Genomic DNA, 18,195 nt, shown 5'->3' on the forward strand with positions numbered 1-18,195 from the left:
GCGAGTCACTTTTTGTCCGAGCGACAAAAAGTAACCAAAAAACGCGTCGCCTGTGCGGCTGGCAATCCATTCCACGGCGTTGGTGGTTCGGACGGTGGTGCTTGCCGTTTGGCGTGGGTGCCCGTTCGACCCTGCTACGCCATGTGAGTGTGGGACAGTGCCTCCGTTAACCCACTATTGAACGATCCCCATGCAGGGCGTAGGCCACCTGCTGCCAGCCATATCGCGGGGACGCCTACGGCTGCTGCGCAGGCTCAAAATGCGCTGACGGTCATTGGGCGCTTGCGCGAAGCGCAGCCGAAGGCGTTGATGCGAGATCGCTGGAGAGCACGGGCCACCGCCCGACTTGGGGATCGTTCAAAAGCCGGTTATCGCAGGCACTGTCCCACACTCACATGGCGTTAGCAGGGGTCGAACCGCGACCACATCCAAACGGCAAGCACCGCCGCCCTTACGACCAACACCGTGAAATGGATTGCCAGCCGCACAGGCGACGCGTTTTTTGGTTACTTTTTGTCGCTCGGACAAAAAGTGACTCGCCGGCTACGCCGGCGAAACAGCCACGCCCGCCAAGAACGACAAGCAACCGTATGCGTCAAGGCTAAGTGCCATCACCCAAAACTCCCCATCACCTCCTCCTCTCATCCCAAGGATCATACCGATCCGCCTCCCAATAAGGCGAAATCCCGTAATACTGGTGAATGCTGGTAGCCCACTGCGAATCCGCCATGCTGGGCCAGTGGTCCTTGTCAAACCCCGGCGCGGCCTTGAGCCGATCCCTTTCAACACCAAGCACAAAACACTTGCGCCGCGTATCGAGCGTCAGCGCCGACCACGGCAAGGCGAAGAGTTTTTCACCAATGCCAAGGAAGCCGCCCATGGCCAGCACTGCGTAGGCCACGCGCCCGCCCAGCACGTCGATCATGATGTGGTCGATGGTGCCGATATCGTCGCCGGCGGGGTCAACCACCTTGTTGCCCTCGAGCGTGTCGGCTGCCATCACGAATGGGCCAGGGCCCGGGGAATCGCGGTCGATGCCGCCGACGATGGATGCGCCGTGCGGCGGCCGTTCTTCAGGGGGTTCAGGTTGGACTCGGGTCATGGCTATCTCCGTTTGGCGGGGCCGCGGCGCGAGGGCCCTGGGTAGGGCCCCGCCGCGGCACCTGGACTCAGGGTTGCGGAAATGCGCTTCAGCGCTTGCTGGCCGACCCCTTGCGCTGGCCTGCCGGCTTGGCGCCCACGGGCTGCTCTTCACTGCCCCGTTTGAGCTTCCAGTCGACATCGTCGCGCGCGGTCTGCGTCTTCTTCTCGGCGTGCATGGCTGCGCTCGGCGAGATCGGGTCGCTGGCCGGGAACGTCATCTCCAGCGAGTCGTCCACGGCGGCCTGGTAGGTCTTGGCTTCCTTGCCCCGTTGCTTGTCGCCTGCGGCGGCCTTGCTGCCTGCACGGGCCTTGCCCGCGGATGGCCCGCTCATGCGGGCAGCCCGGGACTTGTCGGATTTCGCGCCGGACGGCTTGTGAGCAACCTGCGCGGCCTTGTCGGATTTGCGGCTGGCTTTGGGCATGGTTGTACCCTCCTTGGTTGGGTCATTCATCCATGCAAGGCGCGGGCCAGAAACGGGAAAAGACAGGAGCGTGGCGGGGGAGCGGTGCGGGCGCTGTCGTGACGCCGCAGGTATGGCAAGTGCAACCACGGCCGGCCGGCAAGCGCTACGCGTAGCGCACGCGACAGGCCGGTAAAAACTACATGGATGCGCGGCGCCGCGTCAGGCGCTCATGTGGCGCGGGAACCTGACGGCGATGCAGACCCTGATCCGGTCGTTATCGCAGCCATCGCTTTCCGCGCTCAGCGCCGCCCCGTGCATTTCGACCATGCGGCGCGTCAGCAGCAGCGCGCTGCTCTGCCGGGCCGGGGTCGCGCCGTCCGGCGCCGCCCGGCGCCCGAAGAAATCGGTCAGCGCGGCCAGCCGGCTGGCGCTGCGCTGCTGGTCCAGCGGCGGGCTCTCGGTGATGCGCAGCTTTACGTGATCCGGCTCGCTCAACACCTGCACGGCGACCGTGCCGCCGGCCGGCGCGCGCCAGATGCAATGCACCAGCAGGTGCCGCAGCAGCGGGGCCAGCCGCTCGGCGTCGCCATCGATCAGATAGGCCGATTCGGACGAGTCGCCGGCACCGTCGGTGGCGACCGGCGACAGCAGCACGCCACGGGCTTCGGCAGTGGTACGCCGGTCGGCAATGGCCTGGGCCGTGAGCGCCAGCAGGTCCAGGCGCTGCCAGCGCGGTGCGCTCTCGTCGGCCAGCAGCCGCACGGCCTCTTCCATCTCCTCGATCAGCGCCAGCTGCTGCTGCATGCCGGAGCGAATCCCGTCCAGCGCGCGCTGCGCGGGCGCCGGCGTGGCATCGAAAGCACGGTCCAGCACGTAGGCCCAGCTCTGGATGGCGTTCAGCGACGAACGCAGGTCATGCGCCGATTGCTCGATCAGCGCGCTCACCTCTTGCACGCTGCGCACGGCGCCGGCCGGCGAAGAAAGCGGAGCGTCCGGCATCGCGGATTGCGGGGGTTGCTGCGTCATGTGCGGCTCGGCATTGGCACGTCCCCGGCCGGATTGGCCGGGTTGGATGCGTTGGAGGAAGCAAGAAACGTGCTGCACAGGGCGCTGCGGCCCACTGGCACGGGCCGATCCCCGCAAACGCAGGCGCTGCCTCACGCCGTCAGCCGGTAGCCGACGAACCGGTGTCGTTGCGCGAGGCGCGTAGCCACTCGGGCAATTCGCCGCGGGCGGCATAATCTTCCAGCCGGTTGTACAAAGTCTTCAGGCTGATGCCGAGGATCTCGGCCGCGTGCTTCTTCACCCCCGCGCATTGCTCCAGCGTGGCGAAGATCAGCTGCCGGTCGGCATCGGCCAGGGACATGCCCACCGGCACCGACACCACCGCCGCGCCCGGCGCCTGCGTGGCCGCGACCTGCAGCGGCACCTGCACTTCGGTGATGAGGTCGTCGTCGGACATGATGAAGGCGCGCTGCACGAAGTTGCGCAGCTCGCGCACATTGCCGGGCCAGGCGTGCAGGCGCAGGCTGTCCAGCACATTGGGCGCGAAGCGGCGCCGGGTGCCCTGCTCGGCATTGAGCTGGTCCAGCATCAGGTTGGCGATCTGGATCACGTCGTCGCCGCGCGCGCGCAGCGGCGGCAGTTCTACCGGGAACACGTTCAGCCGGTGGAACAGGTCCGCGCGCAGCTTGCCGTCGGCCACCGCATCTTCAGGGTTGCGGTTGGTGGCGGCCAGCACGCGCACATCGGCATGGCATTCGCGGTTGGTGCCCACGCGCATGAAGGTGCCGGTCTCCAGCACGCGCAGCAGCTTGACCTGCAGCTCGGCGGGCATCTCGGTGATCTCGTCCAGGAACAGGGTGCCGCCGTCGGCGCGCTCGAAATAGCCCTTGTGCTGGCGGTCCGCGCCGGTAAAGCTGCCGCGCTCGTGGCCGAACATCTCGCTTTCGATCAGCGTGGGCGAGATCGCGCCGCAGTTGACCGCCAGGAACGGCTGGCGCCGCCGCGACGAGAGCTCGTGCACGGTCTGCGCGGCCAGTTCCTTGCCGGTGCCGCTTTCGCCGATCAGCAGTACCGTGGCTTCAGTCGGGGCCACGCGCGCAAGCTGGTCGTAGACCACCTGCATCACTTCGGAACTGCCCATCAGCCGGCCGAAACGACCGTAGCGGCGCAACTCACCGCGCAGCGAATGGATCTCGGCGCGCAACTCGCCGGTGGTGGCCAGGCGCCTGAGCACGGTCTGCAGCCGCGCCACGTTGATGGGCTTGACCAGGTAATCGGTGGCACCGGCGCGCAGCGCTTCGACCGCGCTTTCCACGCTGGCATAGCCGGTCGTGAGGATCACTTCGACGCCCGAGGCGCCAACCTCGTCGAACAGCTCCATGCCGTTGCCGTCCGGCAGGCGCAGGTCCGCCACAATCGCCTCCGGCATGCGCCAGCCGATCTGCAGCCGTGCCTCGCGCAGGGTGCCCGCCGTGGCGGAGCTGAAGCCTTCCATGGCCACGATCTCGGCTAGCGCGGCACATGCGTTTTCGTCGTCATCGACAATCAGGATGTGGGGCATACGATCCGTCAGTGAGACCTATTGGAAACTTGGGCGAAATCCGCTGGCGCCTCCGTTCGCGGGCCACGGCGGTCATGCTGCCGGGCTCGGGCACGCCTGCCGCCACGCTCCATGCAAGGCGTGGCGCGACAGGCACAGGGGCGGCACGGGTTTCGACTGCGACATTGTCAGTCGGTTGCACAAGTCCACTGCGTAATGCCAGTCTAAGCGCGGGCAGGCACGGTCGTTGCCGGTGTCCGTCTGACACAGCTGTCGGATGTTTCCGCGCGGGCTCAGACACCTATGGCAAGCCCCTGCGCCAAAGGCTAGCATAGGAACTTCTCACGACAAGCCCGCCCCCGACCGAGGCCTTCATTGTGCCCGTGACCGCCAGCACATCGCGGCGCACCAACGCCGCTCTCTCTGGCCAGCCCGCCAGCCACGCCGCCAGCACATCCGAGCCGGCGCGCGAGCCAGCGCCGCGCCGTGCCATACCCTCGCAGGTCTCGCTGCTGTGGGAAAGCGCGTCGCCCGCCATGCAACGCCTGCTGGCCCAGATCGAGCGCGTGGCGCCCACCGATGTCACCATGCTTGCGGTAGGCGAAAGCGGCTCCGGCAAGGAAGTGGTGGCGCGCGCGGTGCATGAGCGCAGCGCGCGCCGCAAGGGTCCCTTCATTGCGGTCAACTGCGGCGCAATCCAGCCCACGTTGATCGAGTCAGAACTGTTCGGACACGAGAAAGGCGGCTTTACCGGCGCGATCGAGCAGAAGGCAGGCTACTTCGAGCAGGCCCATGGGGGCACGCTGTTTCTCGACGAAGTCACTGAAATGCCGCTCGATATGCAGATCAAGTTGTTGCGGGTGCTGGAAGGCCGCACCTTCCACCGCGTCGGCGGCGACACGCCCATCGCCACCGACGTGCGCATCCTGGCAGCCACCAACCGCGACCCGGTCGAGGCAGCACGTGCCGGCCAGTTGCGCGAAGACCTGCTGTACCGGCTGGCCGTATTCCCGCTGCATATCCCGCCGCTGCGCGAGCGGCCCGACGATATCGTGCCGCTGGCACGCCACTTCCTGGCCGAGTACAACGCCATGGAGCGCACCGACAAGGCCTTCTCGGCCGCCTCGCTGGAGCGGCTGGTGCGCTATGACTGGCCGGGCAATGTGCGCGAGCTGAAGAACGCCGTCTACCGCGCCTTTATCCTGGCCGACAAGGTCGTGGAGATCGGCAACCCCAACCTGGCCACGCAGCCGCCGCGGCCCACCACGGTGGACGGCGTGGTCAGCGTGCGCGTCGGCACCACGCTGGCCGACACCCAGCGCGAAATCATCATGGCCACGCTGGCGCGCTTTGACGGCGACAAGCGCCAGGCCGCGCGCGCGCTCGGCATCAGCCTGAAGACGCTGTACAACCGGCTGGACGCCTACCGCTCCTTGTAAGGCCGCGGCGCAGCCAGCGCGCGCGACAGGGCCTCGATCGCCAGCGGCTTGGTCAGGTAGGCATGGAAGCCGGCCAGTTCGCTGCGCCGCTGGTCTTCGGCAGTGCAGCGCCCGGTCAGCGCCAGGAACTGCACCGCGTGCGGGGCGCACGCCTGGCGCAATGCCGGCAGGACTTCAAAGCCCGACATGTCGGGCATTTCCAGGTCGAGCAGCACGCAATCCGGGCGGAATTCGGCAACCAGGTCCAGTGCCTGCTGGCCGCCATGGGCCGCGCGCGCCTCATGGCCGAGCAGGCCCAGCAGCTCGGCCATGCTGTCGGCCGAATCGGCATTGTCATCCACCACCAGCACGCGGCGCCGCGGCACCGGCCCCGGCGGCGGCGTGCCGGCCTCGCGCCGGCGCGCGCTGACGCGCGGCAGGATCACGGTGAAGGTGCTGCCCGTGCCCGCGCCACCGCTGTCGGCCTGGATCGCGCCGCCGTGCGCTTCCACCACGGCCTTGGCCAGTGCCAGCCCGATGCCCAGGCCGCTGCGGCTGCCGGCGTCGGCCTCCTGCGCGAACAGGTTGAAGATGCGGTCCAGCGCCGCCGGCGCGAGACCCCGGCCAGTATCCGACACGGCGGTGATCACGCGCGCTGACTCCACGCTCACATGCACGCTGACGGTACCGCCGCGCGGGGTGTACTTGACCGCATTGCTGAGCAGGTTCAGCAGCACCTGCCCCAGCCGCGCGGCGTCGGCGCGCACATAGGGCGAGCTTGCCGGGAGCGCCAACACGAGCCGCTGGCCGGCGGCTTCCAGCACCGGGCGGATTGCCTCGATGCTGGTGGTTACCACGTCGTTGTACGAGGTGGGCGTCAGCTCCATCTTCAGCTTGCCGGCGGTCACGCGGCCTACGTCGAGCAGGTCGTTCACCAGCCGCTCCAGCTGGTGCAGCTGGCGGTCGATGATCCCGGCGCAGCGGCGCACGCGCGTGTCGGCATCCGGGGTCAGCTCGATCACTTCGACCGCGTTGCGCACCGCCGCCAGCGGATTGCGCAGTTCATGCGCCAGGATGGCCAGGAACGATTGCAGCCGGCGGCTGCCGGCTTCCAGCATTTCCAGCCGCAGCGCATCGCTCGGGTCGCGCACGGTCCACAGCAGGCTGGTCGGGCAGCCGGCGGCGTCGCGCACCAGCACCATGCGCGTATGGCAACGCACCACCGAGCCGTCCTTGCGTGCCACGCGCTCTTCGCCGGCCCACTGGCCGCAGGCGCGCGCGGCTTCCAGCGCCGCGCGGTCGCGCCCCGCGGCGGCATCCTGGCGGGAATAGAGCAGTGCCAGCGGCTGGCCGACGGCTTCGGCCTCGACATATCCGGCCAGCGCCTGCGCGCCGACGTTCCAGCTGCGGATGGTGCCGTCCAGATCAAGTTCGCACACCGCGGTGCCGGGCAGGTTTTCGGCCAGCAGCCGCATCCGGGTATCGGCCAGCCGGGCATGCTCGGATGCGGCCTGCTGCACGGTAATGTCGCGGCACGACACGATAAAGCCGGCGGCCTGGCCTGCCGCGGACTCCACGGACGAGGCATCGCCATGCCTGGCCGCCACGTCCGGCCCGTCGGCAGCACCAATGGCCCGCATGAGGCAGGACGCCTGCAGCAGGCTGCCGTCGCGCCGCACACGCCAGCCCTGGTCGCGCGCGCTGCCTCCGAGTGCGGCCGCCTGCAGCCATTGCTGCGGCAGGCCGGCAGCGACATCGTCAGGACGATGCAGGCAGGAAAGGTGACAACCGGTGATTTCCTCGGCGCTGTAGCCGAACACGCGCCGCGCGGCATCCGGCCACATCGCAATGCACCCGTGCGCATCGGTCTCGAACACGGCGCAGTCTTCCACCGCGTCGAGCAGGCGCCGGTACTGTGCCGCCAGCAGGAGGCCGGCATCGTCCGCCAGGGTGCCGTCCGGATCGCCGACGGGTGACGTACGGACGCCTTTTGCCGCATGCGGCTCGGACATGTGCACACCTTCTGTGTGATGGGGTGAAGACAGCAGGCCCCGTGCGCGCGCGGCCTGGCGCCGCCGCGCTGCGGAGGGCCGAATGCCCGCAAATGCGGGCATTCGAGTCAATGATAGGTGTTCTCGGCGCATGCGCCACCCATGTGCGCGGCACCGGACACTAGCGCCTGTGCCGCAACTGGTACACCGCGGCAACCGCGGCGGAGGCGCCCACCACCAGCGCAGTGGCCAGCATCGGGTGCCGCGCCGTGGTGGTGTAGGGACAGGAGTGCAGCGCGTGGTGGCTGCCGCTGCGTTCCTGCAGGCCGCTGCCGCTGCCATACAGCGCGTTGTCCTCGAGCGGGCCCGCGGGGTGGGCCGTCTGTTGCGCGCGGCCCATGAAGCGGCGCATGAAGCGGTCGAAGGTGTGCGGCGCGTGGTACGCTGCGGCCGAGAACGCCTTGGCGGCCGCACCAACGAAAAGCTCGCGGCGCGGGTTCGCGGCGGCAAACAGGATCGCGTCGGCCGCCAGCGCCGGGTCATACAGCGGCGGCGGCATGCGCGGTTCGACATCGAGGAAGTTCTTGGCGTGCATCGCCAGCGGCGTTTCCAGTCCGGCAGGCTTGATCAGCGTCACGCTGACCGGCGCCTGCTCCTGCTCCAGTTCCAGCCGCAGCGAATCGGTAAAACCCTTGATCGCGTGCTGCGAGGCCGCGTAGGCGCTTTGCAGCGGCAGCGGGCCGTCCGCCGCCTCGCTGCCCATGTTGATGATGGCGCCGCCGTGCTCGCGCAGGTGCGCGGCCGCCGCCAGCGAGCCATGCACGGTGCCCCAGTAGTTGGTATCGAACAGCCGCCGCTGGTCTTCCAGCGGCACGTCGCAATGGCGGCCGAAGATAGTCACGCCGGCGTTGTTGATCCAGGTATCGAAGCCACCGAAGCGCTCGATCGCAGCCTGCGCCACCTTGCCAACCTCTTCATGCTTGCCGACATCGGCCACCACGGTGATGACTTCATTGCCATGCTCGCGCAGCTCTTCGGCCAGCTGGTGCAGCGAGCCCTCGCTGCGCGCCACCAGCACCAGCCGCGCGCCCTGCTGCGCCGCCTTGCGCGCCGTCACCAGGCCCACGCCGCTGCTGGCACCGGTCAGGACGATGACCTGCGAGCCAATGTTCTTCAGGGTTGGTTTCATCGCCGCTTCTCCTCGGGGAGGCCCGGCACGGTGCCGGGCATGCCGCTGGGGAGTCGCAAGGAGCGTTCCTGTCCGGGGCGGCCCTGGCTGGCGGCGCCGCGGCAGGCGGGCTGCCGCAGATTTACAACACCCGGTAAGAACCACATGGCGCGGCGCGCGCATGGGGCTGCCGCCGGGCGCTGTAGGACGGGCGCCGATTTCAGCGGCGGCATGTGCTGCCTAAGCTGGATACATCCCACCTAACCGGCGACAGCCATGGCCAAGACCACGCGACCGACAGCGCCAAAGGATCCAGGCAAACGCCGCGCCGCGGCAAAAGGCGCCGGCAAGCCCAGCGGCAAGCGCGCCAGCACGGCCCCCCCGGCGGCACGCGGCGCGCCAGCCGCCAAGGCCGCTCCCGCCGCGCTCGATAAATACCGCCGCATGCGCGACTTCGGCGCCACGCCTGAGCCCAGCGGCGCCGCGCGCACCCGCGGCAAACCGCGCAAGCGCGCCGGCGAGCTGTCCTTCGTGATCCAGAAGCATGCGGCGCGTCGGCTGCACTACGACTTTCGCCTCGAACTCGGCGGCGCCCTGAAAAGCTGGGCCGTGCCCAAGGGCCCGAGCCTGGACCCGGCCGACAAGCGCATGGCCATCCATGTCGAGGATCACCCGCTGGACTATGCCGGCTTCGAGGGCGTGATCCCCGCCGGCCACTATGGCGCCGGCACGGTCATCGTCTGGGACCGCGGCACCTGGTTGCCGGTGGGCGATGCCGAGGCCGGCTACCGCGCCGGCAAGCTGAAGTTCGAGCTGCGCGGTGAAAAGCTGCACGGTCACTGGACCCTGGTGCGCATGCACGGCAGCCGGCAGAAGGAGCAGGACGCCTGGCTGCTGATCAAAGAGCGCGACGAGACCGCCGTGCCGGCATCGGAGTTCGATGTGGTCGAGGCCTTGCCGGACAGCGTGCTGGGCGGCACGCAGCGCAAACCCGCGGCAAAGCGCGCCAAGTCCGCGCAGCCGCCTGACGAAGCCGCACCAGATGCACACGGCACGGCGAAGTCCCTGAAGCCGCCGCGCGGCGCGCCGCGCGCGGCCTTGCCGCTGGCGCTGGCGCCGCAGCTGGCCACGCTGGTGGAGCAGCCTCCGTCCGACGCGCAGGCGTGGCGCTACGAGATCAAGTTCGACGGCTACCGGCTGCTGGCCCGCATCGACGGCAAGGATGTGCGCCTGTTCACGCGCCAGGGCAACGACTGGACCAGCAAGCTGCGTGTGCTGGCGCGCGACGTCGGCACACTCGGCCTGCCCGACGGCTGGCTCGATGGCGAGATCGTGGTGCTCGGCAAGCATGGCGCAACCGACTTCCAGGCGCTGCAGAATGCCTTCGATACCGCGCGCGTCGAGGGCATCCAGTATTTCGTGTTCGACCTGCCCTACTTTGCCGGCCATGACCTGCGCAAGGTGCCGCTGGTGGAGCGGCGCGCCCTGCTGCGCCGGATCTTCGCGCACAACACCTCGCCGCGCCTGCAGTTCAGCGAGGACTTCGAGGCCGGCCCTGCCGACATGCTTGAGGCAGCCTGCCGCATGAAGCTTGAAGGCGTGATCGGCAAGCGCGCCGACGCCGCCTATGTCAGCGCGCGCACCAGTACCTGGATCAAGCTGAAATGCACCTTGCGCCAGGAGTTCGTGGTGGCGGGCTTCACCGACCCGAAAGGCAGCCGCGCCGGCATCGGCTCGCTGCTGCTTGGCGTGCACGACAGCGGCGGGCGGCTGCGCTACGCGGGCAATGTCGGCACCGGCTTCGACACACGCACGCTGGGCGCGCTGCGCACGCAACTGGACGCGTTGCGCGCCGATTCCGCGCCCTTTGAGAGCGTGCCGGCAGGCGTGAAAGGGCACTGGGTGCGGCCAAAGCTGGTGGCCGAGGTCTCGTTCGGCAGCTGGACCCGCGAGGGCCGCGTGCGCCATTCCGTCTTCCACGGCCTGCGCACCGACAAGCCCGCGCGCGCGGTGTCGGTGGAGCGGCCGGCAACGCCGGCGGCCAAAGGCAAGCCCGCGGCAACCACGGCAAAGCATGCCGGCACACGGCCGAAGGCCGCGGCAAAGCGCACCACCGCCGCCGGCGGCAAGGTCGCGATCAGCCATGCCGAGCGCGTCATCGACACGGCATCCGGCCTGACCAAGGGCGACCTGGTGCGCTACTACGAACGCGCCGCGCCGCTGATCCTGCCGCACCTGCGCGGGCGACCGATCGCGATGGTGCGCGCGCCGTCGGGCGTGGGCGGCGAGCAGTTCTTCCAGCGGCATAGCGACACGCTGCGGGTCGACGGCCTCAACGTGCTCGATCCGGGCCTGTGGCCGGGGCATCCCGCGCTGCTGGAAATCGCGTCAGCCGAAGCCCTGGTGGCCGCGGCACAGCTCAACGTGGTGGAGTTCCACACCTGGAACGCCAGCAAGCGCAGCATCGACCGCCCCAACCGCATCATCTTCGACCTGGACCCGGGCGAAGGCGTGCCCTGGGCACAAATGCAGGAAGCCGCCGCGCTGATGAAGGCGCTGCTCGATGAACTCGGCCTCGCCAGCTTCCTGAAGACCAGCGGCGGCAAGGGGCTGCACGTGGTGGTGCCGATCACGCCGCGTGCCGGCTGGGACGAGGTGAAGGCGTTCGCGCATGACGCGGTGCGCCATGTCGCCGCCACCGTGCCGCAGCGCTTCGTGGCCAAGAGCGGTCCAAGCAACCGCGTTGGCAAGATTTTCATCGATTACCTGCGCAATGGCATAGGCGCCACCACGGTGGCGGCATTCTCGGCGCGGGCACGCCCGGGGCTGGGGGTATCGATGCCGGTGTGGTGGGAGGAACTCGATAGCCTGCAAGGCGCCGCGCAGTGGACCGTGGCCAATGCCGGCCCGAGGCTCGACGCCGTTGCGGCCGACGACCCATGGGCGGACTACGCCGAAACCCGGCAGGCGATCACGCGCGCCGCGGCGCGACTGGCACGCGCCCGATAGCCTCCCGTTCCCGCCGGAAATCCGCAGCAGAAGCCAAGCGGCACATTTCTTGCCGCATCCCGGTCATGGCACACGGCCCGGCACACCCGCCGCGTGTGCCTCGTTGCACTGCTGCCAGTGCAGCAACGACATGGAGACGTGATGATGAGCCAACTCAGGATCGCCGCGAAGATTCGAGCCGCCGCTGCCGCGCCACGCAACCGGCGCGCCTTGCGCCACCTGCTGGTTTCCTGCGCGATGCTGTCCTTCGCCGCCAGCCCGGTGCAGGCACGCCTGCCGGCACCGACGCCCGAGCAGCAGCAGGCCGCCGAAGCCAAAAAGACCAAGGAAGCCGAAGCGGCCAAACAGCAGGCCGAGGCATTAAGCCGGGTCCAGGACCGGATCGCTGCGCGCTTTGGCAAGGGCGCCACCGGCGGCGGTACTACCGAGCCCGGCAAGATCCCGCAGAAAGCTGCCGAAGCGGCCGGCTCGGCCGGACCGCACGGCGGCACCTCCCCCAGCGCCGAAGCGCATGGCGGCGAGGCGGCCCGCCGCTGAAGCGCGACGCCACGCGGTTGCCGCGCTGCGTGCCGGGCGACGCCTGCCCGGCACGCCTCTTGCCACTCTGCCAGCGCAACAGCCTGGCAAAGACCGCAGGCGTGCTGATGCATAAGGGGGAATGGCGATGGACGACTTCTGTGCGCATGTAATAACTACAACCGGCAGCCGCGCCGGCGCGGCAAAGCTTGCAAGCGGTGCGGCGCGGCCGGCGCGGTTTTACACGGCGCCGCCGCGGACCATCCCGGGCCCTGAGCAGACCTCCGCGCGGGCGCGCAAGCGCCTGTCAGCGTGATGCCATGACGCCGCATGCCGCCAACCCGGCCCCGCTGATCCTGAATGTCGATGACCGCGAGGGGCCGCGCTACGTCAAGAGCCGCATCCTCCATCGCGGCGAGTATTCCGTGATCGAGGCCGCCACCGGCCATTCGGCGCTGTCGCTGGTGCGACAGCATGCGCCGGTGCTGGTCCTGCTGGCCTCACGCCTGCCCGATATCAGCGGGCTGGAAGTTTGCCGGCTGCTCAAGGCCGATCCACAGACCGCGCACACGCTGGTGCTGCTGACCTCGCCAGGGCTGGCGCAATCGCGCCAGCGCGTAGAGGCGCTGAACTGCGGCGCCGACGGCTACCTGGTCGAGCCTGCCGAGCCGGAAGAGGTGTTGTCGAGCATCCAGGCGCTGCTGCGGCTGCGCGGGGCAGAGGACGCCTATCACCGCACCTCGCGGGCACTGCATGAGCATGAAGACATGTTCCGCCAGCTGGCTGAATCGCTGGCCGACGTGGTCTGGATCCTCGACCCGGCCGAGCCCCGCTTGCTGTTCGCCAGCCCCTCGCTCGCCACGTTGTGCGGCCATGCGCCCGAGCAGCTGACGCAAGAGCCGCGCCGCTGCCTGGAGCGCGTGGCGTCGGCCGACCGTGCGCGCGTGGAAGCGGCGTTCGCCAGCATGCTGAGCGATGGCAGGCTGGACCTCGAGTTCCGCCTTGCGCGCCCGGACGGCGAGCTGCGCGATATCCGCGCGCGCGCGTTCCCGGTACGCGGCGCGGAAGGCCCGCCGGCCGACGACCGCACGCCGCCGTTGCGCATTGCCGGCACCTGCCAGGACGTGACGCTGCAAAACCGTGCCGGCCGCGCGCTGCACGACGAGGAACGGCGCAAGGACCAGTTCCTGGCCATGCTGGCGCACGAACTGCGCAATCCGCTGGCGCCGCTGCGCAGCGCCGCGGACCTGTTGCAGCAGCTCTCGCCCTCGCGCGAGGACATGTTCCGCGCGCGCGACATCATCGGCCGGCAGCTGCACCACCTGACCCGGCTGGTGGACGAGCTGCTCGACATCTCGCGCTTCAACCAGGGCCGCATCACGCTGCGCGAGGACCTGGTGGAACTGCGCACCGCGCTCAATACCGCGGTGGAAGCCGTGCGCCCCACGATGGACGCCTGCGGCCATACGCTGCGCCTGTCGCTGCCCGAGCAGCCCCTGCCGGTACGTGGAGACCTGGTGCGCCTGACGCAGATCTTCAGCAACCTGCTGCAGAACGCCGCGGCCTACACGCCCGCCGGCGGCCAGATCTTCGTCGATGCCAGTCTTGAGGACGGCGCGGCGGACACCGCGCCCGATGCCGCGTCCGGCGCCCGCGTCACCGTGCGCGTGCGCGACAACGGCGCCGGCCTGTCCGAGGCACTGCAGCGGCAGCTGTTCGACCCGCTGGCCCCGCGCGACGACGGCACCCAGCCAGAACCGCCGCGCAGCGCGTTCCAGCAGGACGGTCCCGGCATCGGCCTGACGCTGGTGCAAAAGCTGGTGCGCCTGCATGGCGGCACCATTCGCGCCGACAGCCCCGGCCCCGGACAGGGCAGCACCTTCACGGTGACGCTGCCGGTGGAGCCGTGGCAGAAGTGGCACCCAGGCTCCGGCCGCGCCGCGCCGCACCGGGGCATACCCCGCCGAATCATGGTGGTGGACGACAACCCTGACGCGCTCGAGGCCATGATGATGACGCTGCAGACGCTCGGCCATACGGTGGTGACCGCCGCCGACGGCCCCAGCGCGCTGGCGCGCGCCACCGATGCCCGGCCTGAGGTGGTGCTGCTGGACCTGGGCATGCCCGCCATGGACGGCTTCGAGACCGCGCGCCGCCTGCGCGCGCTGCCCGAGATGCGCGGCGCCACGCTGGTGGCGCTGACCGGCTTCGGCCAGCCCGAGGACCGCCGCCGCGCGCTGGAAGCCGGCTTCGACCAGCACCTGGTCAAGCCGGCCGACCTGGACGCGCTGACACGGCTGCTGGACGCACTCAGCGCGGACCATCCCTAGCGCGATGCCGATGCCAGCCGCCGCTCCCATCCACCCTTGAACAAGGAAGCTCCGTGCATACCACGCCCGATCCCGACATCCCGCCGCGCAAGCCTGAAACCCCGCCGCCGGAACCTCCGCCGGGCCCGCCCGAACCGGTGGCAGACCCGCCTCCGGGCGATCTGCCGCCCCCGCCGCCGCAACGTGCCCGTGCGGCTGGCAAAGGAGCCCTCACGTGTCACGCATCATCTGGAAAGGCGCCATAACCTTTGGCCTGGTCAATATCCCGGTGGTATTGCGGCCCGCGTCGCGCAGCCAGACGCTGGACCTTGACCTGCTCGACGTGCGCGACATGGCGCCGGTGGGCTACCAGCGCATCAACAAGAGCACCGGCAAGCCGGTCGACAAGGAGCATATCGTCAAGGGCTACCAGTACGCCAAGGACGAATACGTGCTGCTGAACGAGGAAGACTTCCGCCAGGCTAATGTCGAGGCCACGCAGACAGTGGATATCGTCAGCTTTGTCGACGCGCAGAGCATCCCGCCGTACTACTTCGACACGCCCTATTACCTCGAGCCCGACAAGCGCGGCGAGCGCGGCTACGCGCTGCTGCACGAAACCATGCGCCGCACCGGGCGTGCCGCGCTGGCGCTGGTGGTGCTGCGCGCCCGCCAGCACCTGGCCGCGATGCTGGTGCACGGCGACGCGCTGGTGCTCAACACCATGCGCTTTGCCGACGAGGTGCTGCCCATCTCCGAACTGCGCCTGCCCAAGGCGGCCACCGGCAAACCTACCGGCGCGCATGCGCGCGAGATCGAGATGGCCACCAAGCTGGTCGAGGACATGAGCGAAGACTGGGAGCCGGAACAGTACCGCGACAGCTATCGTGACGACCTGATGGCGCGCATCGAAGAAAAGATCGACTCCGGCAAGACCCACCAGCTGACCCCGCCTGCGGAAGAGGAAGAAGCGCCGCGCCAGGGCGCCAAGGTCATCGACATGGTGGCGCTGCTGCGCCAGAGCCTGGGCCAGCGCGGCAAGGAAGACAAGGAAGACGCCACGCCCGCGCGCCGCAAGGCCCCTGCGCGGCATGCCGCCGCCAGGAAGCAGCCGGCTGCCAAGCGGGCTGCGACCCCGCCTGCCAAGCGCGCCAGCACCGCCGCCAAGACCAAGCGTGCACCGGCCAAGCGCGAGTCGCACGCGCCGGCCGCGCGCAAGAGTTCAAGCACTACGCGCAGGAAGCACGCGGCTTAGGCAGGCGGCCAAATTCCGATTGCGTTCTCCCTCTCCCGCGCGCGGGAGAGGGGAGCTTACCCTCAGCATCGGACAAACCCGCTTACCGCGATGACACCTTCAGGTTGTCATTGACCGACGTCACGCCCTCGACGCTGCGGATCGCGTCGAGCGCCACGTCGTGCTGCTGCTGGCTCGGCACCGTGCCGCTCACGTCGACCGTGCCCTGCCTGGTTTTCACACGGATGCCGGTGGACTTGAGGTCCTTGGTCGTGAGCAGCTTGGTCTTGATCCTGGTGGTGATGGCACCGTCCTCGACGGCCCGCTTGGCCTTGTCGGCGCTCACGTCCGGGGCGGCGCCCCGGTCAGGGTCGGCACGGCCGGGCATGCCCGGCGCGGAATTGACGGGTGCCACAGGGGTATCGTCGGCCGCAACCAGGATCAGGCCGCTCTTGTCGAGCGCCAGGGTGTTGCCGGCCACCGCCAGCGCTGCAGCAACACAGGCCATCCGCACGGCGCGCGCGGGGATTCGGGAAAAACGCATGGCTGCCTCCTGTTTCGGGTCACCAGCGCATCCGTTGCCGGCCTTGCCTGGCACGCGGAACCACTGGTAAGGCATATTTCAGCAAGCTCCATACCTGCCAGCCAGGCCGCACCAGGCGTCCGCGACCGTATCCAGGGTGTGTAAATCGGGCCGCCCGTTGTAAAAGCGCCCGCCGCGTGATGTGCTGCATTCCCCGCTACAGGCCATTGCTGGCGGCACCCGGGTCCTTCCATGCTTGGCATGGCGATTGCGAAACAGGGAATGCGGCAGTTCGCCGCGTCAAGGAGCTAGCAATGGGACAGCAGCAACAGCCGGGTCAATCGCAGTCGGGCCAGAAGCCGCAGGAACAGAAGCAGCAGGAACAATCTGGCCAGCGCGGCAGCCAGCAGCAGCCGGGACAACAACAAGGCGGCGGTCAGATGGGTAACCAGGACCGCAAGCAGGACCAACAACAGCAGCAAGATCGCGGCAGCTCGCAACCGGGCCAGCAAAGCGGCCAACGCAGCGGCCAGCAAGGCGGCCAGGGCGGGCAACAGGGTGGCCAGCAAGGCGGACAACGCCAGCCGTAAGTAAGCCGCACCAGCCACGACAACAGGCAGCTTTCCGGGTATGTGCGGCAGCAACATGCGGTGCGGCCGCAGGGGCATACGCCGGAGATTGACAGGCCGGGACTCCCGCAAGGGGGCTCCGGCCCTTTTTGCGGCAAGCGCAGCGGCATGACCCCGCGCACATCGCCCCGCATCCCGTGTATGCTGGCCCTGACTTTCCGATTCAGGCACCGGCCTTGTCCAGCTTTACCGACCCCGCCGCCGGCCGCTCTGCGCAGCCACGACGCGGCCCGCTGAACCATCTCTCCACCAGGCTGCGCGAGCGCGCCGGCGCGCACGTGCGCGCGCTGACCCGCAGCAATTCCGGCCTGACCCTCGACTACGACAACCCGCCGGGCGATCCCGGCCTGTTCGGGCCCGACGCGGTCTGCTGGCGCGTGCATGCCGACTTTCCGGCAATGCTCGCGAGCGGCGTCAGTGCGCTGCTGCTGCAGACGCTGCATCCGCTGGCGCTGGCCGGGGTCTGGGACCACTCCAGCTTTCGCACCGACATGCAGGGGCGCCTGGGGCGCACCGCGCAGTTCATCGCCGGCACCACCTACGGCAGCCGTGCCGATGCCATGGCGCTGATCGGGCGCGTACGGCGCATCCATGCCGGCGTGGTCGGCGTGGCCCCGGACGGGCGGCACTATGCCGCCTCCGACCCGGCGTTGCTGACGTGGGTGCACGTGGCCGAGGTCTCGAGCTTCCTGGCTGGCTATCTGCGCTATGTCGGACCACTGAGCGGCACCGAGCAGGATCGCTACTACGACGAGGTTGCGCGCATCGCCCAGATGCTGGGCGCGGCCGACGTGCCGCGCTCGCGCGCCGAAGTCACGGCCTACCTGGAGGCCATGCGGCCTGCGCTGCTGGCCAGCGAACGCACCAGCGAAGTAGTGCGGCTGGTGCGGAAGATGCCGGTGGCCAACCCGCTGCTGCAGCCGGCGGTGCGGATCATGGCCGACGCGGGCATCGCACTGCTGCCGCCGTGGGCACGGCAACAGCTCGATCTGGACGGCCCTTCGATACGGCGCCCGGCAGCACTCGCGGGCATGCATGTGCTGGCACCGGCGCTGCGCTGGGTGCTGGGCGCCGGCCTGGCAGCGCGCGCACGGCGGCGCGTGGCCCGCGGCACCGCCACGACGGTCGGCTGAGGGCCGCGCCGACTATCGGCGTTCAGCGGACACTTCTTGAAGGGAAATGAGAATTAGTGGCAAAAACCCTCGCATTTCGGAGGATTGCACGGCGCGAAAGTGGCGTTTAATCGCCTTGGGCATTCCGAACGGCCGGTCGGATTTACCAGCCGCACCAGCCACAGCGCCACAGA

14 protein-coding genes are annotated in these 18,195 nt (G+C 69.1%); 6 read left to right on the top strand and 8 right to left on the bottom strand.

The annotated features are described in order from the left end of the window. Window positions 1-628: 628 nt before the first annotated feature. From AC3WON_RS00005 to AC3WON_RS00020, 4 genes are all read right to left on the bottom strand, one after another. On the bottom strand, window positions 629-1,102 hold the full coding sequence (locus AC3WON_RS00005; protein ID WP_010810663.1) for a PRC-barrel domain-containing protein: 474 nt from the start codon (window positions 1,100-1,102) through the stop codon (window positions 629-631). 88 nt (window positions 1,103-1,190) lie between these two features. Further along, a complete protein-coding gene (locus AC3WON_RS00010; RefSeq protein WP_492318334.1) occupies window positions 1,191-1,565 on the bottom strand; it encodes a hypothetical protein in 375 nt (124 codons plus the stop codon). A 201-nt stretch (window positions 1,566-1,766) separates the two neighbouring features. Continuing rightward, complete coding sequence (locus AC3WON_RS00015; RefSeq protein WP_492350781.1) at window positions 1,767-2,573, bottom strand: sensor histidine kinase; 807 nt, start codon at window positions 2,571-2,573, stop codon at window positions 1,767-1,769. A 139-nt stretch (window positions 2,574-2,712) separates the two neighbouring features. Next, complete coding sequence (locus AC3WON_RS00020) at window positions 2,713-4,113, bottom strand: sigma-54-dependent transcriptional regulator (RefSeq protein ID WP_492318332.1); 1,401 nt, start codon at window positions 4,111-4,113, stop codon at window positions 2,713-2,715. A gap of 356 nt (window positions 4,114-4,469) precedes the next feature. On the opposite strand from AC3WON_RS00020, the gene AC3WON_RS00025 reads away from it, so the two are divergent. Next, window positions 4,470-5,531 (top strand): sigma-54 interaction domain-containing protein, encoded by a 1,062-nt coding sequence (locus tag AC3WON_RS00025; RefSeq protein ID WP_492318331.1) that lies wholly within the window; start codon window positions 4,470-4,472, stop codon window positions 5,529-5,531. Here the strand turns inward: AC3WON_RS00025 and AC3WON_RS00030 are convergent. After that, window positions 5,516-7,522, bottom strand: a complete 2,007-nt coding sequence (locus AC3WON_RS00030; RefSeq protein WP_492350782.1) for a PAS domain-containing hybrid sensor histidine kinase/response regulator — start codon at window positions 7,520-7,522, stop codon at window positions 5,516-5,518. The two genes, AC3WON_RS00025 and AC3WON_RS00030, sit on opposite strands and share 16 nt — an antisense overlap. Before the next feature lie 160 nt (window positions 7,523-7,682). After that, entirely contained in the window at window positions 7,683-8,690 is a 1,008-nt protein-coding gene (locus AC3WON_RS00035) for an SDR family oxidoreductase (RefSeq protein ID WP_492350783.1), read from the bottom strand. Window positions 8,691-8,945: 255 nt separating this feature from the next. Between AC3WON_RS00035 and ligD the strand changes: the two genes are divergently transcribed. From ligD to ku, 4 genes are all read left to right on the top strand, one after another. Continuing rightward, a complete protein-coding gene (gene ligD, locus AC3WON_RS00040) occupies window positions 8,946-11,678 on the top strand; it encodes a DNA ligase D (RefSeq protein WP_492350784.1) in 2,733 nt (910 codons plus the stop codon). Window positions 11,679-11,819: 141 nt separating this feature from the next. Next, window positions 11,820-12,215 (top strand): hypothetical protein, encoded by a 396-nt coding sequence (locus tag AC3WON_RS00045; RefSeq protein WP_492318327.1) that lies wholly within the window; start codon window positions 11,820-11,822, stop codon window positions 12,213-12,215. Window positions 12,216-12,514: 299 nt separating this feature from the next. Continuing rightward, window positions 12,515-14,524: a response regulator gene (locus AC3WON_RS00050; protein WP_492350785.1), complete on the top strand. Its 2,010-nt coding sequence runs from the start codon at window positions 12,515-12,517 to the stop codon at window positions 14,522-14,524. A 214-nt stretch (window positions 14,525-14,738) separates the two neighbouring features. Continuing rightward, window positions 14,739-15,758, top strand: a complete 1,020-nt coding sequence (gene ku / locus AC3WON_RS00055; RefSeq protein WP_492350786.1) for a non-homologous end joining protein Ku — start codon at window positions 14,739-14,741, stop codon at window positions 15,756-15,758. A gap of 82 nt (window positions 15,759-15,840) precedes the next feature. On the opposite strand, the gene AC3WON_RS00060 is transcribed toward ku, so the two are convergent. Next, a complete protein-coding gene (locus tag AC3WON_RS00060; protein ID WP_492350787.1) occupies window positions 15,841-16,281 on the bottom strand; it encodes a BON domain-containing protein in 441 nt (146 codons plus the stop codon). 287 nt (window positions 16,282-16,568) lie between these two features. Continuing rightward, complete coding sequence (locus AC3WON_RS00065; protein WP_492350788.1) at window positions 16,569-16,907, bottom strand: hypothetical protein; 339 nt, start codon at window positions 16,905-16,907, stop codon at window positions 16,569-16,571. A 158-nt stretch (window positions 16,908-17,065) separates the two neighbouring features. Between AC3WON_RS00065 and AC3WON_RS00070 the strand changes: the two genes are divergently transcribed. Next, entirely contained in the window at window positions 17,066-18,022 is a 957-nt protein-coding gene (locus AC3WON_RS00070; RefSeq protein WP_492350789.1) for an oxygenase MpaB family protein, read from the top strand. The last annotated feature ends 173 nt before the right edge of the window (window positions 18,023-18,195 follow it).

Source organism: Cupriavidus sp. FW305-46 (genome assembly GCF_058787075.1).